This window comes from Streptomyces sp. NPDC025793, from assembly GCF_055558375.1.
The window spans coordinates 293314-309673 of record NZ_JBVHMR010000006.1; the positions used below are offsets into that span (position 1 = coordinate 293314).

General features: G+C 72.6%; 12 protein-coding genes and 1 pseudogene. 6 read left to right on the forward strand and 7 right to left on the reverse strand.

Annotated features, from left to right (window positions below; all coding sequences use genetic code 11):
- The first annotated feature begins 56 nt into the window (after positions 1–56).
- A complete protein-coding gene (locus tag ACZ4MF_RS15675) occupies positions 57–1223 on the forward strand; it encodes a hypothetical protein (protein WP_467492542.1) in 1167 nt (388 codons plus the stop codon).
- Between the two features lie 122 nt (positions 1224–1345).
- Positions 1346–2922: pseudogene (locus ACZ4MF_RS15680) on the forward strand (serine/threonine-protein kinase).
- Positions 2923–2970: 48 nt separating this feature from the next.
- Here ACZ4MF_RS15680 and ACZ4MF_RS15685 read toward each other — a convergent pair.
- Positions 2971–3537 (reverse strand): DUF6817 domain-containing protein, encoded by a 567-nt coding sequence (locus ACZ4MF_RS15685; protein ID WP_467492543.1) that lies wholly within the window; start codon positions 3535–3537, stop codon positions 2971–2973.
- 95 nt (positions 3538–3632) lie between these two features.
- A complete protein-coding gene (locus ACZ4MF_RS15690; protein WP_467492544.1) occupies positions 3633–5201 on the reverse strand; it encodes a GntT/GntP/DsdX family permease in 1569 nt (522 codons plus the stop codon).
- 201 nt (positions 5202–5402) lie between these two features.
- Between ACZ4MF_RS15690 and ACZ4MF_RS15695 the strand changes: the two genes are divergently transcribed.
- Complete coding sequence (locus ACZ4MF_RS15695; RefSeq protein WP_467492545.1) at positions 5403–7049, forward strand: sensor histidine kinase; 1647 nt, start codon at positions 5403–5405, stop codon at positions 7047–7049.
- Positions 7046–7729 (forward strand): response regulator, encoded by a 684-nt coding sequence (locus ACZ4MF_RS15700; RefSeq protein ID WP_467492546.1) that lies wholly within the window; start codon positions 7046–7048, stop codon positions 7727–7729. Before ACZ4MF_RS15695 ends, ACZ4MF_RS15700 begins: the two co-directional genes overlap by 4 nt.
- 40 nt (positions 7730–7769) lie before the next feature.
- On the opposite strand, the gene ACZ4MF_RS15705 is transcribed toward ACZ4MF_RS15700, so the two are convergent.
- From ACZ4MF_RS15705 to ACZ4MF_RS15720, 4 genes are all read right to left on the reverse strand, one after another.
- Positions 7770–8684, reverse strand: a complete 915-nt coding sequence (locus ACZ4MF_RS15705) for a YceI family protein (RefSeq protein WP_467492547.1) — start codon at positions 8682–8684, stop codon at positions 7770–7772.
- 94 nt (positions 8685–8778) lie between these two features.
- Entirely contained in the window at positions 8779–9858 is a 1080-nt protein-coding gene (locus tag ACZ4MF_RS15710; RefSeq protein ID WP_467492548.1) for a maleylacetate reductase, read from the reverse strand.
- Positions 9855–10766 (reverse strand): intradiol ring-cleavage dioxygenase, encoded by a 912-nt coding sequence (locus ACZ4MF_RS15715; protein ID WP_467492549.1) that lies wholly within the window; start codon positions 10764–10766, stop codon positions 9855–9857. The genes ACZ4MF_RS15710 and ACZ4MF_RS15715 overlap by 4 nt, the downstream gene beginning before the upstream one ends.
- Positions 10767–10840: 74 nt before the next feature.
- Positions 10841–12580, reverse strand: a complete 1740-nt coding sequence (locus ACZ4MF_RS15720) for an FAD-dependent oxidoreductase (protein WP_467492550.1) — start codon at positions 12578–12580, stop codon at positions 10841–10843.
- A gap of 179 nt (positions 12581–12759) precedes the next feature.
- On the opposite strand from ACZ4MF_RS15720, the gene ACZ4MF_RS15725 reads away from it, so the two are divergent.
- Both ACZ4MF_RS15725 and ACZ4MF_RS15730 read left to right on the forward strand, forming a co-directional pair.
- Positions 12760–14472, forward strand: a complete 1713-nt coding sequence (locus ACZ4MF_RS15725) for a helix-turn-helix domain-containing protein (protein WP_467492551.1) — start codon at positions 12760–12762, stop codon at positions 14470–14472.
- Positions 14473–14550: 78 nt separating this feature from the next.
- Positions 14551–15282 (forward strand): DUF7873 family protein, encoded by a 732-nt coding sequence (locus tag ACZ4MF_RS15730; protein WP_467492552.1) that lies wholly within the window; start codon positions 14551–14553, stop codon positions 15280–15282.
- A gap of 421 nt (positions 15283–15703) precedes the next feature.
- Here ACZ4MF_RS15730 and ACZ4MF_RS15735 read toward each other — a convergent pair whose 3' ends face one another.
- Entirely contained in the window at positions 15704–16345 is a 642-nt protein-coding gene (locus ACZ4MF_RS15735; protein ID WP_467492553.1) for a TetR/AcrR family transcriptional regulator, read from the reverse strand.
- Positions 16346–16360: the final 15 nt, after the last annotated feature.

Here is a 16360-nt window from a genome sequence, read left to right on the forward strand (position 1 = left end):
CGGCAACCAATCCGCCGCTGCCGCGACTTCAGGGCATCAACGAGTCGGAGGCAGACATGACTTCACGCAGACGCCGCACCGCACGCCGTACCGTCGTCGCCGCGGGCGCCGCGCTGGGCGCGGCGGCCGTCGCCGTGCTCGCTCCCGGATCCTGGGCCGGTCAGACTCCTGCCGCCCGGGCGGCGGTGGCGTTCGACGGCGCGGTGGGCTACGGCGCGTCCGCCACCCGGGGAACGGGCGGGACCACCTACCACGTGACCAACCTGAACGACTCCGGCGGCGGTTCGTTCCGGGACGCGGTGAGCGCACCGCACCGCGTCGTCGTCTTCGACGTGGGCGGATACATCACCCTGAACTCCGCGGTCTCCGTGGCCGAGGACATCACCGTCGAGGGCGACACCGCGCCCGGCCAGGGCATCGGCCTGCGCGGCAGGGAGGTGTCCTTCTCCAACTCCTCGAACGACATCGTGCGTTACGTCCGCTTCCGGGAGGGCACGCTCGACCCGGCGAACGGCAAGGCGAGCCTCGCCCTCGCCAAGGCCAGCGACATGATCTTCGACCATGTGTCGGTCGAGTTCGCCCAATGGGACGACGTCGACGCCGTCGGCGCCAAGAACATCACCGTGCAGAACTCGATCATCGCCGACCCGATCGGACAGCGGTTCGCCGCGCACACCGAGGGCGGACCGTTCACCTGGTACCACGACGTCTTCGCCGACGCGCACAACCGCAACCCGCTGGCCAGGGCCGACACGCAGTTCGTGGGCAACGTCGTCTACGACTACCAGGGCGGGTACACGGCCGGGAACTCCGGCGGCACCTTCCGGCACGACGCGGCCGACAACGCCTTCATCGCGGGACCGGTCACCGGGACGCCCTCGAACGCCTACTACCAGTTGGCCCACCAGCAGGTCTGGAACAGCGGCAACGTCCTGGACGGCGACGCCGACGGCAGGCTCGCCGGCACGGCGCTCGGCGTCGGCGGGGACGCCACCGCCCGCTCGGCCCCCTGGTCGGCCACCAGCACGTCGCTGGCCGCCGCCGCGGGCAGCGCGCGAGACGCCTACGCGTACGACGTCGCCCGGGCCGGCGACCTGCCCCGGGACGCGGTCGACTCGCTGGTGATCGCCGACGTGACCTCGCTCGGCACCGCCGGACGGCTGTGGTCGTCCCAGACCCAGACCGGCCTGGACAACGACGGGTACGGAACCATCACGGGGTAGGCCGTCTCCCTGTCACCGCGTACCGCTCCAGATGGCGGACCGCCTACCACCCTCCCGACGAGGTCGGTTAATGTGCACGATCAGTGACATAAGGGGGGACGGAGCAGGCGGAGGACAGGGCTGTGTCGGACGAAGGCAGACTCGTCGCCGGACGCTACCGGCTGGTCGAGCGCATCGGCCGCGGTGGCATGGGCACGGTCTGGCGGGCCGAGGACGCGGTGCTCGCCCGGCAGGTCGCACTCAAGCGGCTCCACACACAGCCCCACCTCTCCGACGCCGAGGTCGCCACGCTGTACGAGCGGACCCGCCGGGAGGCGCGCAGCGCCGCCCGGATCGTGCATCCCAACGTGATCGTCGTCCATGACGTCGCCGAGGACGACGGGCGGCCCTGCATCGTCATGGAGTACGTGCCCGCGCCCACGCTCGGCGACGCCCTCCAGGGCGGCCGGACCCTGCCCCCCGACGAGGCCGCCCGGATCGGCCTCGGCATGATCGCCGCCGTACGGGCCGCGCACACCGCGGGTGTCCTGCACCGCGACATCAAACCCGCGAACGTCCTGCTGGACGCCGGGGCCGCGTCGTCCTGACCGACTTCGGCATCGCCCGGACCGACGGAACCTCGACGCTCACGCAGACCGGGGAGATGATCGGCTCCATCGACTTCATGGCCCCGGAGCGTATCCGCGGCCGGGATCCCGGCCCCGCCTCCGATCTGTGGTCGTTGGGCGCCACGCTCTACCAGGCGGTCGAGGGGCGCCCGCCGTACCGCCGCGACACCGCCATGGAGACCGCGTACGCCATCGCCACCGACCCGCTGGAGCCGATGCGGCAGGCAGGGCCGCTGACGACGCTCGTCGAGACCCTGCTGGCCAAGGACCCCGCGGACCGCCCCACCGCGGAGCAGACGGAACAGGCCCTGCGAGCCGTCGGGACCGGCGCCTCGCCCACCGGCACCGCGCCGTCGGCCGGCCCCGCTGGCCTCCGGCCCGACGCCACCCGGTCCGCGGTACGCACCTCCCCGGCGCGCCATGCGCCGCCCGAGCCGTCGGACGGGGACCGGGAGGACGCGGGGGACCCGCACGAACGCCGCGGGGGCCGCAGGCGCCCGCGGCGCGCACTGGTGCCGGCGGTCACCGCCCTGGTGCTCGCGTCCGCCGCCGCGGCGGCCTTCTACGTCCTCTCGCACGAGGGCGCGGACCAGGCGGACGCCCACCGCACCGGCGGCACCGCGGCCGGCACCCCGTCGGCCACGCCCTCGCCCGGCCCTGCCGGCTACCACCTGGTCCGCGACCAGCGGCTCGGCGTCTCCTTCCCCGTGCCGGACGGCTGGAAGCCGAAGAAGGGGCCGAGCGACGAGGTCACCTACGCCGACCCGACCGGCCTGGCCGGCATCACGATCGGCATGGTGGACCCGGCCGGCTCGCACCCCGTCGAGCACTTCGCGGACATCGAGGCGAACACCAAGGTCAACTACGACACGTACCGCAGGCTGCGCATGCAGAAGACCACCTTCAAGGGCAAGCCGGCCGCGGTGTGGGAGTTCACCTTCCGCGGCCGTGCCCGCGTCTTCCGCGCGGTCGACCTGGGGTACGGCACGGTCGGCGGCCGGGAGTACGACATCTACGTGTCGGCCCCGGACGCCCGGTGGGACACGTACCGTCCCGTCTTCGACCACGTGCGGGACGGGTTCACCGACTGACCGGCGGCCGGGCGCGGACGGCTGCCGCGTCGCAGGAGTCGAAGGACGTCAGCCCAGTTGGCGGGCGATCGCGTCGCGTGCGGCGGGCGGCAGCAGGGGCCCCACCCGGGTGAGCAGTCCGTACAGTCCGGGGCCGTGCTGCCTGGCCAGGTCGGCGTTGTGCGCCAGTACGTCGAGTTCGTTGGCGGCCGTGATGGTGAGAAACGCTCGGAGGGTTGCGGCCGGAGGCTGGTGCTCACGGCCTGTGAAGCGGTCCCGGAAGACGACCGCGTCGGTGCCGTCGAGGCGGGGGTAGGTGGCGGCGCGGTCGCAGCTCGCGTAGAAGTAGACAAGCTCTTCGGCCTGTTGACCGATCAGCGCCAGAAGTGTGGCCCGGTCCGTGACGGGCAGCAGCTTCGGGCCGAAACCGTCCGTTCCGTACGTCGCATGGCACAGTCCCGCGGTCTGGACGACGCCGTCCGCTCCCCAGTCGGCCAGCACCCGGCGCACTCGCGACAGGTGCTCCAGCAGCGTCCCTCCGGGATGCGGAACCAGCGCGGCTCCCCGGTCGCGCAGGAAGGCCTCGACCGCTTGCTGCTCACGTTCCGTCAGGCGGTGCCGCCGGGCTGATGCCATGGGGCCGAGGGTAACGCCGACGCACAGCGCCGCGCCCCGGCCGCGGGAGCGTTCCGGCCGGGGCACGCGTCGACCGTCGGAGGACGGTGCCGGCGTCAGACGACGGTGTCGAGCAGCAGGATGACGCCCAGTGAGGTCAGCGACAGCAGCGTGTGGGAGACGGTCCAGGTGCGGAGCGTGCCGCCCACGGACAGGCCGAAGTACTCCTTGAACATCCAGAACGAGGCGTCGTTGACATGCCCGAGGAACGCGGCTCCGGAGCCGAGAGCCAGGGCGAGCAGGGCCGCGTGCGGGGAGTCGAGGCCCTGCGCCAACGGACCGACGATACCGGCCGCCGCCACGGTGGCCACCGTGCCGGAACCGGTCGCCGTGCGCATGAGGGCGGCCACCAGCCAGGCCAGCAGGAGCAGGGGGATGTGCAGATGCTGGGCGGCCTGGCCGATCGCGGCGTTGATGCCGGAGTCCTGAAGCGCGGCGGAGTAGCCGCCGCCCGCCCCGACGATCACCAGGACACCGGCGATGGGCGGGAAGGAACGAGACAGCGTCTCCTGGACCTCACGGCGCGAGGAGCCGACGGTCCAGCCGAAGGTGAACAGCGCCACCAGGATCGCCGCGAGCAGGGAGATCATCGGCGTGCCGAGGAACTCGACGGTGGTCAGGGCAGCGCCGTGCGCCCAGTGGAAGGTGTCGCAGCTCGCCTTGAGCATCATCAGCGCGATCGGCAGCAGGATGGTGCCGACCGTCACGGAGAACCGCGGCATGCGCCGCCGGCTCCGCGGCTCGCCCTCCTCGCGGACGGCGTCCGTCGGTGCCTCGGGGCGGTCCGTCACGGCGACGCCCGTCGAGGCCGCCGATGCCGATGCCGACGCCGACGCGGAGGCGGAGCCGCGGGCACCGGTCCGCACGTGCGAGCGGGCGTGATCGAGCGCGGCGGTGACGGCGGCGCTCGGCGGCGCGGCGGTGGTGAACGCCGCCAGCGCGGAGTCGGGGACACGCGCACTGACCCGCGGCCAGACGTACGCGGTGAACAGCGGCCCGACCACGATCGCGCAGGGGATCGCGACGATCAGGCCGTAGACGAGGGTGAGGCCGATGTCGGCGTGCACCGCGTTGACCGCCACGAGCACCCCGGGATGCGGAGGCACCAGCGCGTGCACGGTGGCCAGACCGGCCATGGCGGGGATGCCGACCCGCAGCACCGGATAGTCCGCGCGCCGGGCGATCTGGAGGACCAGCGGCACCAGCATGACGAACCCGACCTCGAAGAACATCGGCAGGCCGACGATGCAGGCGATCGCCGTGACGGCCCAGGGCAGTCGTTTCGGCCCGGCGACACGGGTGAGCGTCGCCACGATCTGGTCGATGCCGCCGGAATCGGCCATCAGCCGGCCGAGTACGGCTCCCAGGACGATGAGGATGCCGACCTTGCCCATGATGTTGCCGAGGCCGGCGGTGAAGGAATCCGCCGCCTTTTCGACGCCTGCCCCGGACAGCACCGAGACGGTGAGCGCACCCACCATCAGAGCCAGAAAGGCGTGCAGCTTCGCCCAGCTGATGAGGAGGACGACCACCGCGATGGAGATGCCGACCAGTGCGAGCAGCCAGGTGTCGTGGCCGGTCCAGGCCACGGCCGCCGGGGCCGCTTTCACGGATTGTGATGCCAACGCTGCCATCATGCGCATTCAGCTTTCCCTAATTCCCGGGAACTCCCGTAATCGAATTTCGAGGCACCGTATGCGCAAGCGGCGCCGCGTCACCAGAGGTGTAACCGTTGCGTTAATTGAGGGCGACGTAAATCTTTCCGTGCTTTCTGCTCGTATTGTGCACGCGGGTCCGCGGGGTGTTCTCCCGGATACCCTGGCGTCATGTTCCGCGGTCCCCGTATCGCCACGCAGGCGCTGCTCGCCCAGGTCCTGGCGCTCGTCGTCGTTCTCGGTGCCGGCTTCGCCCTGACGGTGGCCCTCCTGCGGAACTCCGCCGAGCAGCAGTACGAGCAGCGCGCCCTCGCGGTCGCCCGCAGCGTCGCCGAGAACCCGGTCGTGGCCCAGCGGATCGGCGCCCGCTCGGATCCCGGCGGTGAGGTGGAACACCTCGCGGAGGCGGTACGACGACGCACCGGCATGCTGTTCGTCGTCGTGACCGACCGGCGCGGCATCCGCTGGTCGCACCCGGACCCGTCCGAGGTCGGCAGGGAGGTCAGCACGCCGCCCACCGCGTTGAACGGCCGCGAGTCGGTGTCCATCCAGCGCGGTACCCTCGGCACCTCCGCCCGCGCCAAGGTCCCGCTGCGCTCCGCCGACGGAGCCGTGGTCGGTGAGGTCAGCACCGGCGTCCGGGTCACGACGGCACTGGAGGCCGCCGTACCGCTGATCCGTGAGCAGGCCGCGTTCTCGGCCGGAGCCCTGCTCGTCGGCATCGGCGCGGCGGCCCTGCTGACCCGCCGCCTCAAGCGGCAGACCCTCGGCCTGGAACCGGCCGAACTCGCCGAGCTGCTGCGCGAACAGCAGGCCGTGCTGCACGGTGTGGGCGACGGCGTCCTCGCCGTGGACCCCGCGAACCGGATCACGGTGTGCAACGAGGAGGCGGCCCGACTGCTCGACGGCCCGGTACGGCCGGGCACCCCGCTCGGCGACGCCGTCCTTCCCGTGCCGGTGAACCGGGCGCTGGTGGAGCGGCAGGAGCTGCGGCAGAGCGTGGCCGTGGTGGGCCGACGGCTGCTCGTGCTGAGCGCGCAGGCGGTCCGGCGCGGCGAGCAGGACCTCGGCCATGTGGTCACGCTGCGGGACCGGACCGAGGTGGACGAGCTGGAGCGCGAGCGGTCCGCGCTGCGCGCGCTCTCCGATGCCCTGCGCGCGCAGGCCCACGAGTACACGAACCGGCTGCACACCCTCTCCGGCATGCTCGCCACCGGCGGCGTCGAGGAGGCGCAGGACTACCTGCGCGAACTGGCCGCCGCGCCGCTCGCCACCGAGGGCCGCGACGGGGCCCGGCTGGCCGACCCCTACCTGCGCGGACTGCTGGCGGCCAAGACGGCGACCGCTTCCGAACACGGTGTGGAGCTGCGTCTGGACGCGGACTCCTATCTGCCCGGACGGCTCACCGAGCCGCTCGACGTGGTCAGTGTGGTCGGCAACCTGTTGGACAACGCCGTACGCGCGGCCGAGAGCGGACAGCGGCGTCCGGCCTGGGCGGAGCTGAGCGTGCTGGCCGAGGGCGATACCCTGCACGTGGCCGTGGCCGACAGCGGCGACGGGATCCGGCCCGAGGACGTCGACCGGCTGTTCAGCCGGGGGTTCACGACCCGGGACCCGCAGGAGCGGGTGGGGCACGGCATCGGGCTCACCCTGGCCCGGCAGCTCGCGACCAAGCACGGCGGCGATCTGCGCCTGGGACAGCCCGGCGGGGACGCACACGGCGCGGTCTTCCTGGCCCGCTTCCCCGCCGTGCTGGAGCGGCGGGCTCCGGCGGGCATGGAGGCCGAACACACGCGAACACATGGAGGCGAGCAGTGATCCGGGTCCTGGTCGTGGACGACGACTATCGCGTCGCCGAACTGCACGCCCGCTACGTGAACGCGGTCGACGGCTTCACGGTCGCCGGTACGGCCCATTCCGCCGCGAAGGCGGTGGAGTTGAGCCGCGCACTGCGGCCCGACCTCATTCTGCTCGACCTGTATCTGCCCGACCGGCTGGGCACCGAGGTGCTGCCCGCGCTGTCGGGCGACGTGATGATGGTGACGGCGGCCGCCGACGCCGCGCAGGTACGGGCGGCGCTGGGCCGCGGGGCCATGGGCTACCTGATCAAACCCTTCGACGAGCGCGAGCTGAGGAACCGTCTGGCCGCGTACGCCCGCTTCCACGCCCAACTGGCCACCGACCGCTCCCTCGCCCAGGACCAGGTGGACCGCGCGCTGCGCGCCCTGCACGGCACCGACCGCACCGTCCGTGCCCGGCCGCCGCGGGCCACCCCCACCGGAAAGCTCGTCGCGGACACCGTGGCCTCTCTCGACGGCCCGATCACCGCCAGCGCGCTCGCCGAACGCCTGGGCATCTCCCGCCCGACCGCCCAGCGCTACCTGGCCGACCTCGCCGCGGCCGGCACGATCCGCATCGAACTGCGGTACGGCGCCGCCGGCCGACCGGAGCACCTCTACTCGTGGAGCGGCGACGGCTCGGAACCGGACCAGGACTGATCCCTGCCGTCCCCCGGCGCGGGGCTGTTCCGCCTGCGGGTTACTCGGGAGGGGTGGGTGTGTCGTGCGTCCGGTACATCGCCTGTACGTCCAGTTCCAGCTGGACCGTCGGGCCCACCACCGCGATGCCGCGGGCCAGCATGGTGCGCCAGTTCAGGGTGTAGTCCTCGCGGTGCAGTTCCGCCTTGGCCAGCGCGGCGCAGCGCAGTTCCTCGCCGTAACCGCCGTTCACCGTGCCGAGGTAGGTCGAGTCCAGGGACACCGAGCGGCTGACGCCGTGCATGGTCAGGGAGCCGTGCAGGGTCCACCTGCTGCCGCCCCGGTAGGCGAAGCGTGTGCTGGCGAAGTCGATGTGCGGGAAACGCGCGACGTCGAGGAAGTCGGCCGAGCGCAGGTGGTTGTCGCGGGTGTTGTTGCCCGTGGTGATGCTGGACGCGTCGATGCGGACGTGCACCCGGGACCGGGTCATGTCCTGATCGATCTGGATGCCGCCGTCGAAGCGCTCGAAGCGGCCGTGGACGTGTGCCATACCGACGTGCTTGGCGATGAAGCGGATGGCCGTGTGCGGTGGGTCGAAGAGCCAGGTGCCGGGCGACGGCAGCTCCAGGGCCTGTGCGGGCTGGAGCCACACGCGCTCGGCGGGCGCGGCCGCACCCGCCACGATCGCGACCGTCTCGCGGTGCGGCCGCAGCCCTTCCGCGGCGATCAGCAGGCTGTACTGGCCCGGCGGCAGCGCCGCGAGGAAGAAGCCGTACGGGTCGGTGGTGCCGCGGGCCGCGACGCGGTGCGTGTCCAGCGCGGTGACCGTGACGTCCGCGGCCGCCATGGGCGAACCCATGGGGTCGACGACCTCGCGGCCCACACCGCCCGCGCCGCTGGGGAGGGAGAGCGAAAGGCCCGCCGCCTCGGCCGGGGCGCCCTTGGGTCGCCGGCGCCGGAGCAGTGCGAAGGCCATGATGTTCACCTTTCTCGACGGATGGCGCAGCCGCGCCCGCATACGGTCACACCCCCCGTTCGATCGTGAGCCACACTGCGTCGGCACGGGTGTCTCAATACGAGACAGTCACGTCCCGTCCCTCGAACGCCGCGCGCAGCACCCCGAGGACGCCTTCCGCCGTGACTGCGCGTGGATTGGCGTACGGCAGGGCCGTCACCTGCTCGGCCGCCACCGCCAAGTCGCTCTCCTTCAGGCCGAGTTCGGCGAGGGAGCGCGGCGCCCCCAGTCCGACCGACAGGTCGCGCAGGGCGCGCGGCGAGTCATGGGTGTCCAGCGCCCGGTCGAGGGCGGCCATCGCCTGCGGCACCGCGGGCGCGTTGTGGGCGAGGGCGTACGGGAGCACCACCGTGTGTGTCTGTGCGTGCGGGAGTCCGAACGTGCCGCCCAGCACATGGCACAGCTTGTGGTGCAGGCCCATGGTGGTGGCGCCGAGGCACGCTCCGCAGAGCCACGCCGCGTACAGGGCCCGGCCGCGCGCGTCGAGCCCGGTGGGTTCGGCGGCCAGCCGCGGCAGCGCCTCGGCCATCGCGCGGACACCCTCCTGCGCCATGAGCGAGACCAGTGGCGAGGTGTCCGGGGCGTACAGCGCCTCGACGGCGTGGGCGAGGGCGTTGACGCCGCTGGTCACGGTGAGCGGCACCGGCAGGGAGAGGGTGAGCTCGGGGTCGTAGACGACGCTGCGGGGCTGGACCACGGGGTCGCGGCCGGTGCGCTTGGCCCCGTGTTCCGTCAGGCCCCAGACCGGGGTCATCTCCGAGCCCGCGTACGTGGACGGCACGGCGATCAGCGGCAGGCCCGTGCGCAGCGCGATCGCCTTGCCGAGGCCGATGGCCGAGCCGCCGCCGACCGCGACGCACCCGTCGGCCCCGGCCGCCCGCGCCACCGCGACGGCCCGGTCGGCGACTTCGACGGGAACATGCATCCGCGCCTCGGCGTGCAGCCCCGCGCAGGCGTCGCCGAGCGAATCCGCCACCGCCCGGGCGACAGTCTCGCCCCGGCCTCCGCAGACCACCAACAGCCGCCGCAGACCGAGGCGCTGGGCCTCGTCCGGGACCGCGGTCACGGACGCGCCGGGCCGGAAGACGACCCGCACGGGACGGGTCTCGTACACGAAGTCGGCGGAGAACGTCATGACGCCCGCTCCAGGACGAGGTCGAAGCGCGCCTGTCGGAAGGGGTTCGGGACGCCGAACTCCCGGGCCAGAACCGGGTCGTCGACCGTTGCGAACTCCTGCACCAGGCTCTTCTTCACCGCGAACACGGCGTCGGAGTCCAGGTAGTCGCTGCCGGCCACGAAGATGTGCGTGGTGACGGGGGAGTGGCCGTCGGCCGTGGCGATGAAGTGGATGTGCGCGGGGCGGTAGGGGTGCCGGCCGGTGGCGCGCAACAGGGTGCCGACCGGGCCGTCCGTGGGGATCGGGTAGGGGGCCGGGACACAGGTGCGGAACCAGAACCTGCCCTCGGCGTCGGCCGTGAACAGTCCGCGGCCGTTGCCCGCCGGCTGGACGTCCGGCTGCTGCACGTCGTAGTAGCCCTCGGCGTCGGCCTGCCAGACGTCCAGGACGGCGCCGGGCAGCGGGGAGCCGTCCTGCGAGCGCACCCGGCCGCTGACGACGCACGGCTCGCCGCCGCCCACCAGGTCGATGTCGTCGCCGAGCCGACGGGCGGGCGACTCGGTCAGGTGGAAGGGGCCGAGCACGGTCGACTCGGTGGCGCCGGGGCCGCGGCCGTCGTTGACGGTCTCGACGAGCATGGACAGGCCGAGGACGTCCGACAGCAGGATGAACTCCTGCCGTGTGTCCGTGCAGGTCTGCCCGGTCGCCGTCAGGAAACCGATGGCCTTCTCCCACTCCTCCTGCGTGAGCCGGGTCTCGCGCACGAAGTCGTGCAGATGGCGGATGAGCCCGCCGAGCAACTCCCGCAGCCGGGGATCGGCCGTCGCGCGCAGACTGGCGACGGCCTCCTCGGTGACGGCCTCCTCGGTGACGGCCTCCTCGGTGACGGCCTCTTCGATGACGGTCTTTTCCGCGCCGCTGGTCATACGAGCTCCTTGTCGTCTGCGGCATCGCGCGTTCCGCTGCCCACGGTGACCTGCCTTCCCGCCGTCGCGTGTGTTCAGCCGTGCCCAAGGATGCGCCGCAGCGCGTTCGTCAGCAGCGGCTCGGCGTCGGGCGCCGCCGACGGGTGCCGGAAGGCCACGAAACCGTCGGGACGTACCAGCAGGGCACCCGCGTCGGACACCTCGCTCAGCCGCGCCCAGTCGCCGTACGGGTCCTCGTACTCCTGGCCGGGGCCGATGACCACGGTGGCGATGTCGATCTCCTGCGCCTGCGCGGCCCGCACCCAGCCGTCGCCGCCGATGCCGGTCAGCAGGGTGAAACGGCCCCGGCCGACGGCGTCGAGCGTGGAGAGCCTGCGGGTGCCGGAGGTGATCCAGGCGTGCGGCAGCTTCGCGCCGGGGCGGGAGGAGGGCTGGTGGTGGAGCTCCGGGTCGCGGGCGAAGCCGGGGTCGGGGGTGCCGTCGGGCACGATGGCGTCGGAGTCGTACCGCTGGTTGAGGTCGACGCCGTGCGCGTTGAACTCGTAGACCTTGAAGGCGATCGCCTCGCGCAGCCGGGCGCGCTGCTTCTCTGCGGCCTCGGTGGCGTCCTTGCGAGCGGCGATGTTGGCCCGCAGTTGTTCGGGGGTCTGCGGGGAGAGCCCGTCGAGCGCCTCGAAGATGGGGGCGGTCTCGCCGATGGACTTGTTGGCGCGGGTGACGATCTGCCGGCCGATCGGGGCGCGTTCGGCGGTGTACGTGTCGAGGAGCCGGGCGTCGGCGGTCCCGTCGAGGACCATCTTCAGCTTCCAGGCCAGGTTGTACGAGTCCTGGATGGAGGTGTTGGAGCCGAGGCCGTTGGACGGCGGATGACGGTGCGCGGCGTCACCGGCGCAGAGGACGCGGCCGTTCGCGTACGTCTGCGCGTACATCTCGTTGACCGTCCACGCGGAGGACGACCTGATCGTCACGGGGATGTCGTCGTCGCCGACCAGCCTGCGGACGACGGACTCGGCGTACTCGGTGGTCAGATCGGGGGCGCCCGCGGTGACGTCGTACCCCCACACGATCAGCCACTCGTTCCACGGCCGGACGCAGCGCACCAGCCCGGCGCCGATGCCGCCGACCGTCGCGCCCGGCGCGAGCACCCAGTAGAGGGTGGACGGACGGTGTGCGGTGTACCGGGCGAGGTCCGCGTCGAAGACGATGTTGATGCTGCCCGCGACGCCCATCCGGCCGCCCATCGGCAGGCCGGCGTCCTCGGCGACCTTCGAGCGGCCGCCGTCCGCGCCGATCAGGTATTTCGCGCGGATCTCGTACGTGTCCCCGCGCAGCCGGTCGCGGACGGTGGCGGTGACGCCGCCCGTGTCCTGGGTGTGGGAGAGGTACTCGGTCTGGAAGCGCAGCCGGGTGCCGCGGGCGACGGCGGCGTCGACGAGCACCGGCTCCATGAGGTGCTGGGGCATGTCGCACATGCGGGTCGGGCTCGCGAGGTCGTGCGCGGCCTGGACGAGCGGGTCGTTGCCCCAGGAGCGCACCCGGCCGAGTTCCTCGCCGGCCAGGCTGGTGCAGAAGGTCGTGTCGCCCATCAGGTGCTGCGGGGTGGCCCGTGCGATGACGTCCTGTTCGACGCCGAGGTCGCGCAGCACCTCCATCGTGCGCTGGTTGGTGATGTGGGCGCGGGGCGTGTCGGCGAGACTCGCGCAGCGGGTCACGACGAGGTTGGGCACGCCGTAGCTGCTCAGCGCGAGCGCGGCCGACGCGCCGGCGGGGCCACTGCCTACGATCAGGACGTCGGTCTCGACGACGATGGGCACGGGTGCTCCTGAGGGGGAGAACGGACTTCAGGCAGTCATGATCATGGTGCGGCGCGCCGGGGCACGGCTGTCTCATTTCGAGACAGCCCGGTCAACTCGCCTTCCCTGTACGGGTGGGCCCGACCGGGCGGACCCTAGTTGTTGTCGATTCAACTGACTCCGGTAGGGTGGAAGGCGTCGTGACCAGCACCCAACACACCCCTGCCGACCTCACGCTCACCCCGCTGCGCCAGGCCCGCGAGCGGTTCCTGACCGGGCGTCCCCTGCCGGACGGCGTGCCGGACGAGGTCGTCGCCGCATGGCGGCGCGCCCGGTTCTTCGGGGTGCCGCACGACCTCCGGCAGCCGGCCACCGGCCCCGTCCCGCCGGTGGAGTCGGCCCTGCTCGGTTCAGCCCGCCCCGTGCTGGAGCGGCTCGCACCCGCCCTGGGGACCGGCCGGGCGGTCCTGCTCCTCACCGACCACCGGTTGCGTGTGCTGTGGACGGGAGGCAGCGTCCCTGGGCTCGAACCCTGCTCCGACCTCTCGGAGCAGGAGGTCGGCCACAACAGCGCGGCCCTTGCGGCGCGCACCCGGCGCCGGGCCGAGGTGCACGGTCCCGAGCACTTCCTGGACCGCTGGCAGGACCTGTCGGCGGTGAGCGTGCCGGTGCTCGCGCCGGACGGCGGGCATCTGGTCGGCACGGTGAGCGTCGTGACAGGGCTGTGCGGCGGGTGCCCGCCGCATCCGGGCGCCGCGCTCGCCGAGGCCGCCGCGAACGCCGTGGAAGCCGTGCTGCTCACCCGGTCGCGGACGGCCGAACGGGCCCTGCTCGACGCCTACCGCCGGGCGGCTCAGGGCCCGGACCTCGCGGTGGCGGTCCTCGACGGCCGCAACCGGCTGCTCAGTCCGGCGGCGGAGCGGTTGCTCTCGCCGCAGGCACTGGCCACGCTGGAGCGCCGGGCCGTGTCGGTACGCGGACACGACACGCCGGTCGAGGTCGTCCGGCTGCCCGAGGGCGCGGGCTGCACCGCGCGGGTGACCCCCGTACGTCATGAGGGTGACGTGATCGGGCTCGTGGCCCTGCTGCACCCGCTCGCCGACGCCGGCCGCCCCGCGCCACGCAGGTCCACGGTCCTGGCCGGTTCGTCGGTCGCCTGGCGGCACGCGGTGGCGCGTGCGCTCGCCCTGGCGGGTTCCGCGGGGCCGTTGCTGTTGACGGGCGAGCGGGGCACGGGCAAGACGGCGCTGGCCCGTCAGCTGCCGGGCGGAAGCGCCGCGTGGGTCGTCGACGCGGCCGAGGGCGCAGAACTCGGTTGCATACAGGGCGAGTTGGAGCGGGAGCGGCCGGTACTGCTGCGGCACGCGGAGCGGCTCGCACAGCCCGGTGTGGCCACGCTCAACTCCCTGCTCGGCACACACCCGCACGCCCCGCTGCTGGTGACCTACACGCCCGGCGCGCCGCCCGGCCCCTGCCTGCAGCGGCTCCTGGACACGCTGGCCGCCCGCTCCGTGTCCCTGCCCGCGCTGCGTGAACGCCCGGAGGACATAGGGGAGTTGCTGTCGGCGCTGGCGCCGCGCCCGGTGCCGGGACGGGCCCCGCTGGTCTGGACACTCGACGCGCTGCGCGCGCTGGAGCAGCACCCGTGGCCGGGGAACATCACCGAACTCGCCCATGTCGTACGGACGCTGGCGGAGCACCGACGCGTGTCCGGGCCGGTCCGGCGGGCCGAACTGCCGGACCCGGTGCGGGAGGGCCCCGCGGAGCGGCACCTCAGCGCGATCGAGCACGCCGAACGCGCCGCGATCCTGGACGCGTTGCGCCGTCACGGCGGCAACAAGGCGCGCACGGCGGCCGCTCTGGGCATCGGCCGGGCGACGCTGTACCGCAAGCTGCGGGGCTATCAGGGCTGAACGGCCGACGGCGATAAAGGAGATGCGGGCGTTCGAGCCGGCGGGGTACGTTCCTGCCTGTTCGAAGGGGGACCCGAAGTGGCGAAACTGAACCAGATCATCGCCGTCGAGAAGGGTGTCAAGAGCAAGTCGCTCCAGGACATCACCGCGGCACACCACAAGGTGCAGAAGCCGGCCCTGCTCGCCGGTATCTCGCGCACGTACCAGCCGAAGGACGAGGAGGGCGAGCAACTGCCGCCCGAGTCCACGCGCGTACAGGTGCAGGCCGAGGACGTGCTGCGGGAGATGTCCGCGTCGCTCACCCGGCTCTTCGACGTGACCGCCACCAAGGACTGGGCGAACTGCGAGGCCCGCGCGGACGTCGCGGTCGACGGCCGGACGATCCTCGGCGACGTCCCCGTCAGCTACCTCCTCTTCCTGGAGAAGCAGCTCACCGACCTGCACGCGTTCGTCAGGAAGCTCCCCACCCTCGACGCCGCCGAGTCCTGGTCGCACGACCCCTCCACGGACTGGTGGAAGACGGACCCGGTGCGCACGATCCGCACCAAGAAGGTCCCGCGCAACCACGTCAAGGCAGAGGCCACCGAGAAGCACCCGGCGCAGGTCGAGGTGTACTACGAGGACGTGCCGATCGGGTACTGGACGACCGTGAAGTTCTCCGGAGCGCTCCCGGCTCGGCGGGTCAACGAACTGGTGGAGCGCGTAGAGAAGCTTCAGCAGGCGGTGAAGTTCGCCCGCGAGGAGGCCAACGGCGCCGAGGTCACCGACCAGCGGATCGGCGACGCGGTGTTCGGCTACCTGCTCGGCTGACACCGGCCGACCAGGTGGCAATCCATGATCGCCCCCGCGTGCGAGCGCGGGGGTGCGCGACAGGCGCGGGCCGGATTGAGGACCGGTCCGCGCGATGAGCGCAAGCTGACACTGAAGTTCAGCCTGAAGAAGCGGTGCCGCAACGGTCCCGCGGTCAATCTCAGACTCTCGCTCCAGTCTCAGCATCGCCGCCGATCGCCGGATCGACCGAGGCCGGACGAACGCCGTCGGATGCGAGTTCGACTCTCGCCTGCACCTCTCACGCGGTGCGGTAGTTCAAAGGAAGAACGCGACGGCATGATGACTGATCCGTCCTCTTAAACGCCGCCGGCGTGCGCAAGTGGGTGGCATCCCCAGGGGCCCGGGAGCTGGATACGACTCCCGGGCCCCGCCACGTTCATCGCCGCTGGAGGCGGGCCCGTCACGAGGCGCGGTGGCCGCGCACGTACACCCCGGCGCGCGCGGCGGCCTCGGCCGCCGCGGCGGCCCGGTCGGCGGCGGCTTCGTCGAGCGGTCGGTCGGTGGTCAGCAGGCGGTAGTAGAGGGGCGCGGAGACGGCGCGGATCACCTCGTGGGGGTCGGTGCCCTCGGGTGCCTCACCCCGGTCGACGGCCTGCTGGACACAGAGAGCCCACTCGGCGACGCGGACGTCGTAGAAGCGGTGCAGGGCCTCGGCCGTTCTGGCCTCGCAGGTGGCGGCCGCGATGACGGCTTTGAACAGGGCTCCTTGGCGCGGGTCGGCCAAAGTGCGCTGCACGAGGCGGGCGTTGGCCGTGAGGTCGCCCAGCAGCGAGCCGGTCTCGGTGCGCGGCGACGACTGCTCGGCCATGTCGGTCAGCAGGTCGGCCACCAGGCCGGTGACGGTTCCCCAGCGGCGGTAGACGGTGGTCTTGCCCACGTCGGCACGCCGGGCGATCTCCGCGAGGTCCAGGTGGGCGAAGCCCTGCTCGGCCAGGGTGTCCCCGGCCGCCCGGAGCACCGCCGCCCGCACCCGCGCCGTACGTCCGCCGGGCCGGACGGTACCCGGCTCGGAGGACACCGGATCGTCATCCATCGAATCCATAACGGGACTCCAGTT

What these genes read in the sequence shown, in the direction of transcription:
- ACZ4MF_RS15705 (WP_467492547.1), bottom strand. Translation starts at nt 8,684, where the DNA reads ATGGCCTTCGCACTGCTCCGGCGCCGGCGACCCAAGGGCGCCCCGGCC.
- ACZ4MF_RS15710 (WP_467492548.1), bottom strand. Translation starts at nt 9,858, where the DNA reads ATGACGTTCTCCGCCGACTTCGTGTACGAGACCCGTCCCGTGCGGGTC.
- ACZ4MF_RS15735 (WP_467492553.1), bottom strand. Translation starts at nt 16,345, where the DNA reads ATGGATTCGATGGATGACGATCCGGTGTCCTCCGAGCCGGGTACCGTC.
- ACZ4MF_RS15695 (WP_467492545.1), top strand. Translation starts at nt 5,403, where the DNA reads ATGTTCCGCGGTCCCCGTATCGCCACGCAGGCGCTGCTCGCCCAGGTC.
- ACZ4MF_RS15685 (WP_467492543.1), bottom strand. Translation starts at nt 3,537, where the DNA reads ATGGCATCAGCCCGGCGGCACCGCCTGACGGAACGTGAGCAGCAAGCG.
- ACZ4MF_RS15715 (WP_467492549.1), bottom strand. Translation starts at nt 10,766, where the DNA reads ATGACCAGCGGCGCGGAAAAGACCGTCATCGAAGAGGCCGTCACCGAG.
- ACZ4MF_RS15675 (WP_467492542.1), top strand. Translation starts at nt 57, where the DNA reads ATGACTTCACGCAGACGCCGCACCGCACGCCGTACCGTCGTCGCCGCG.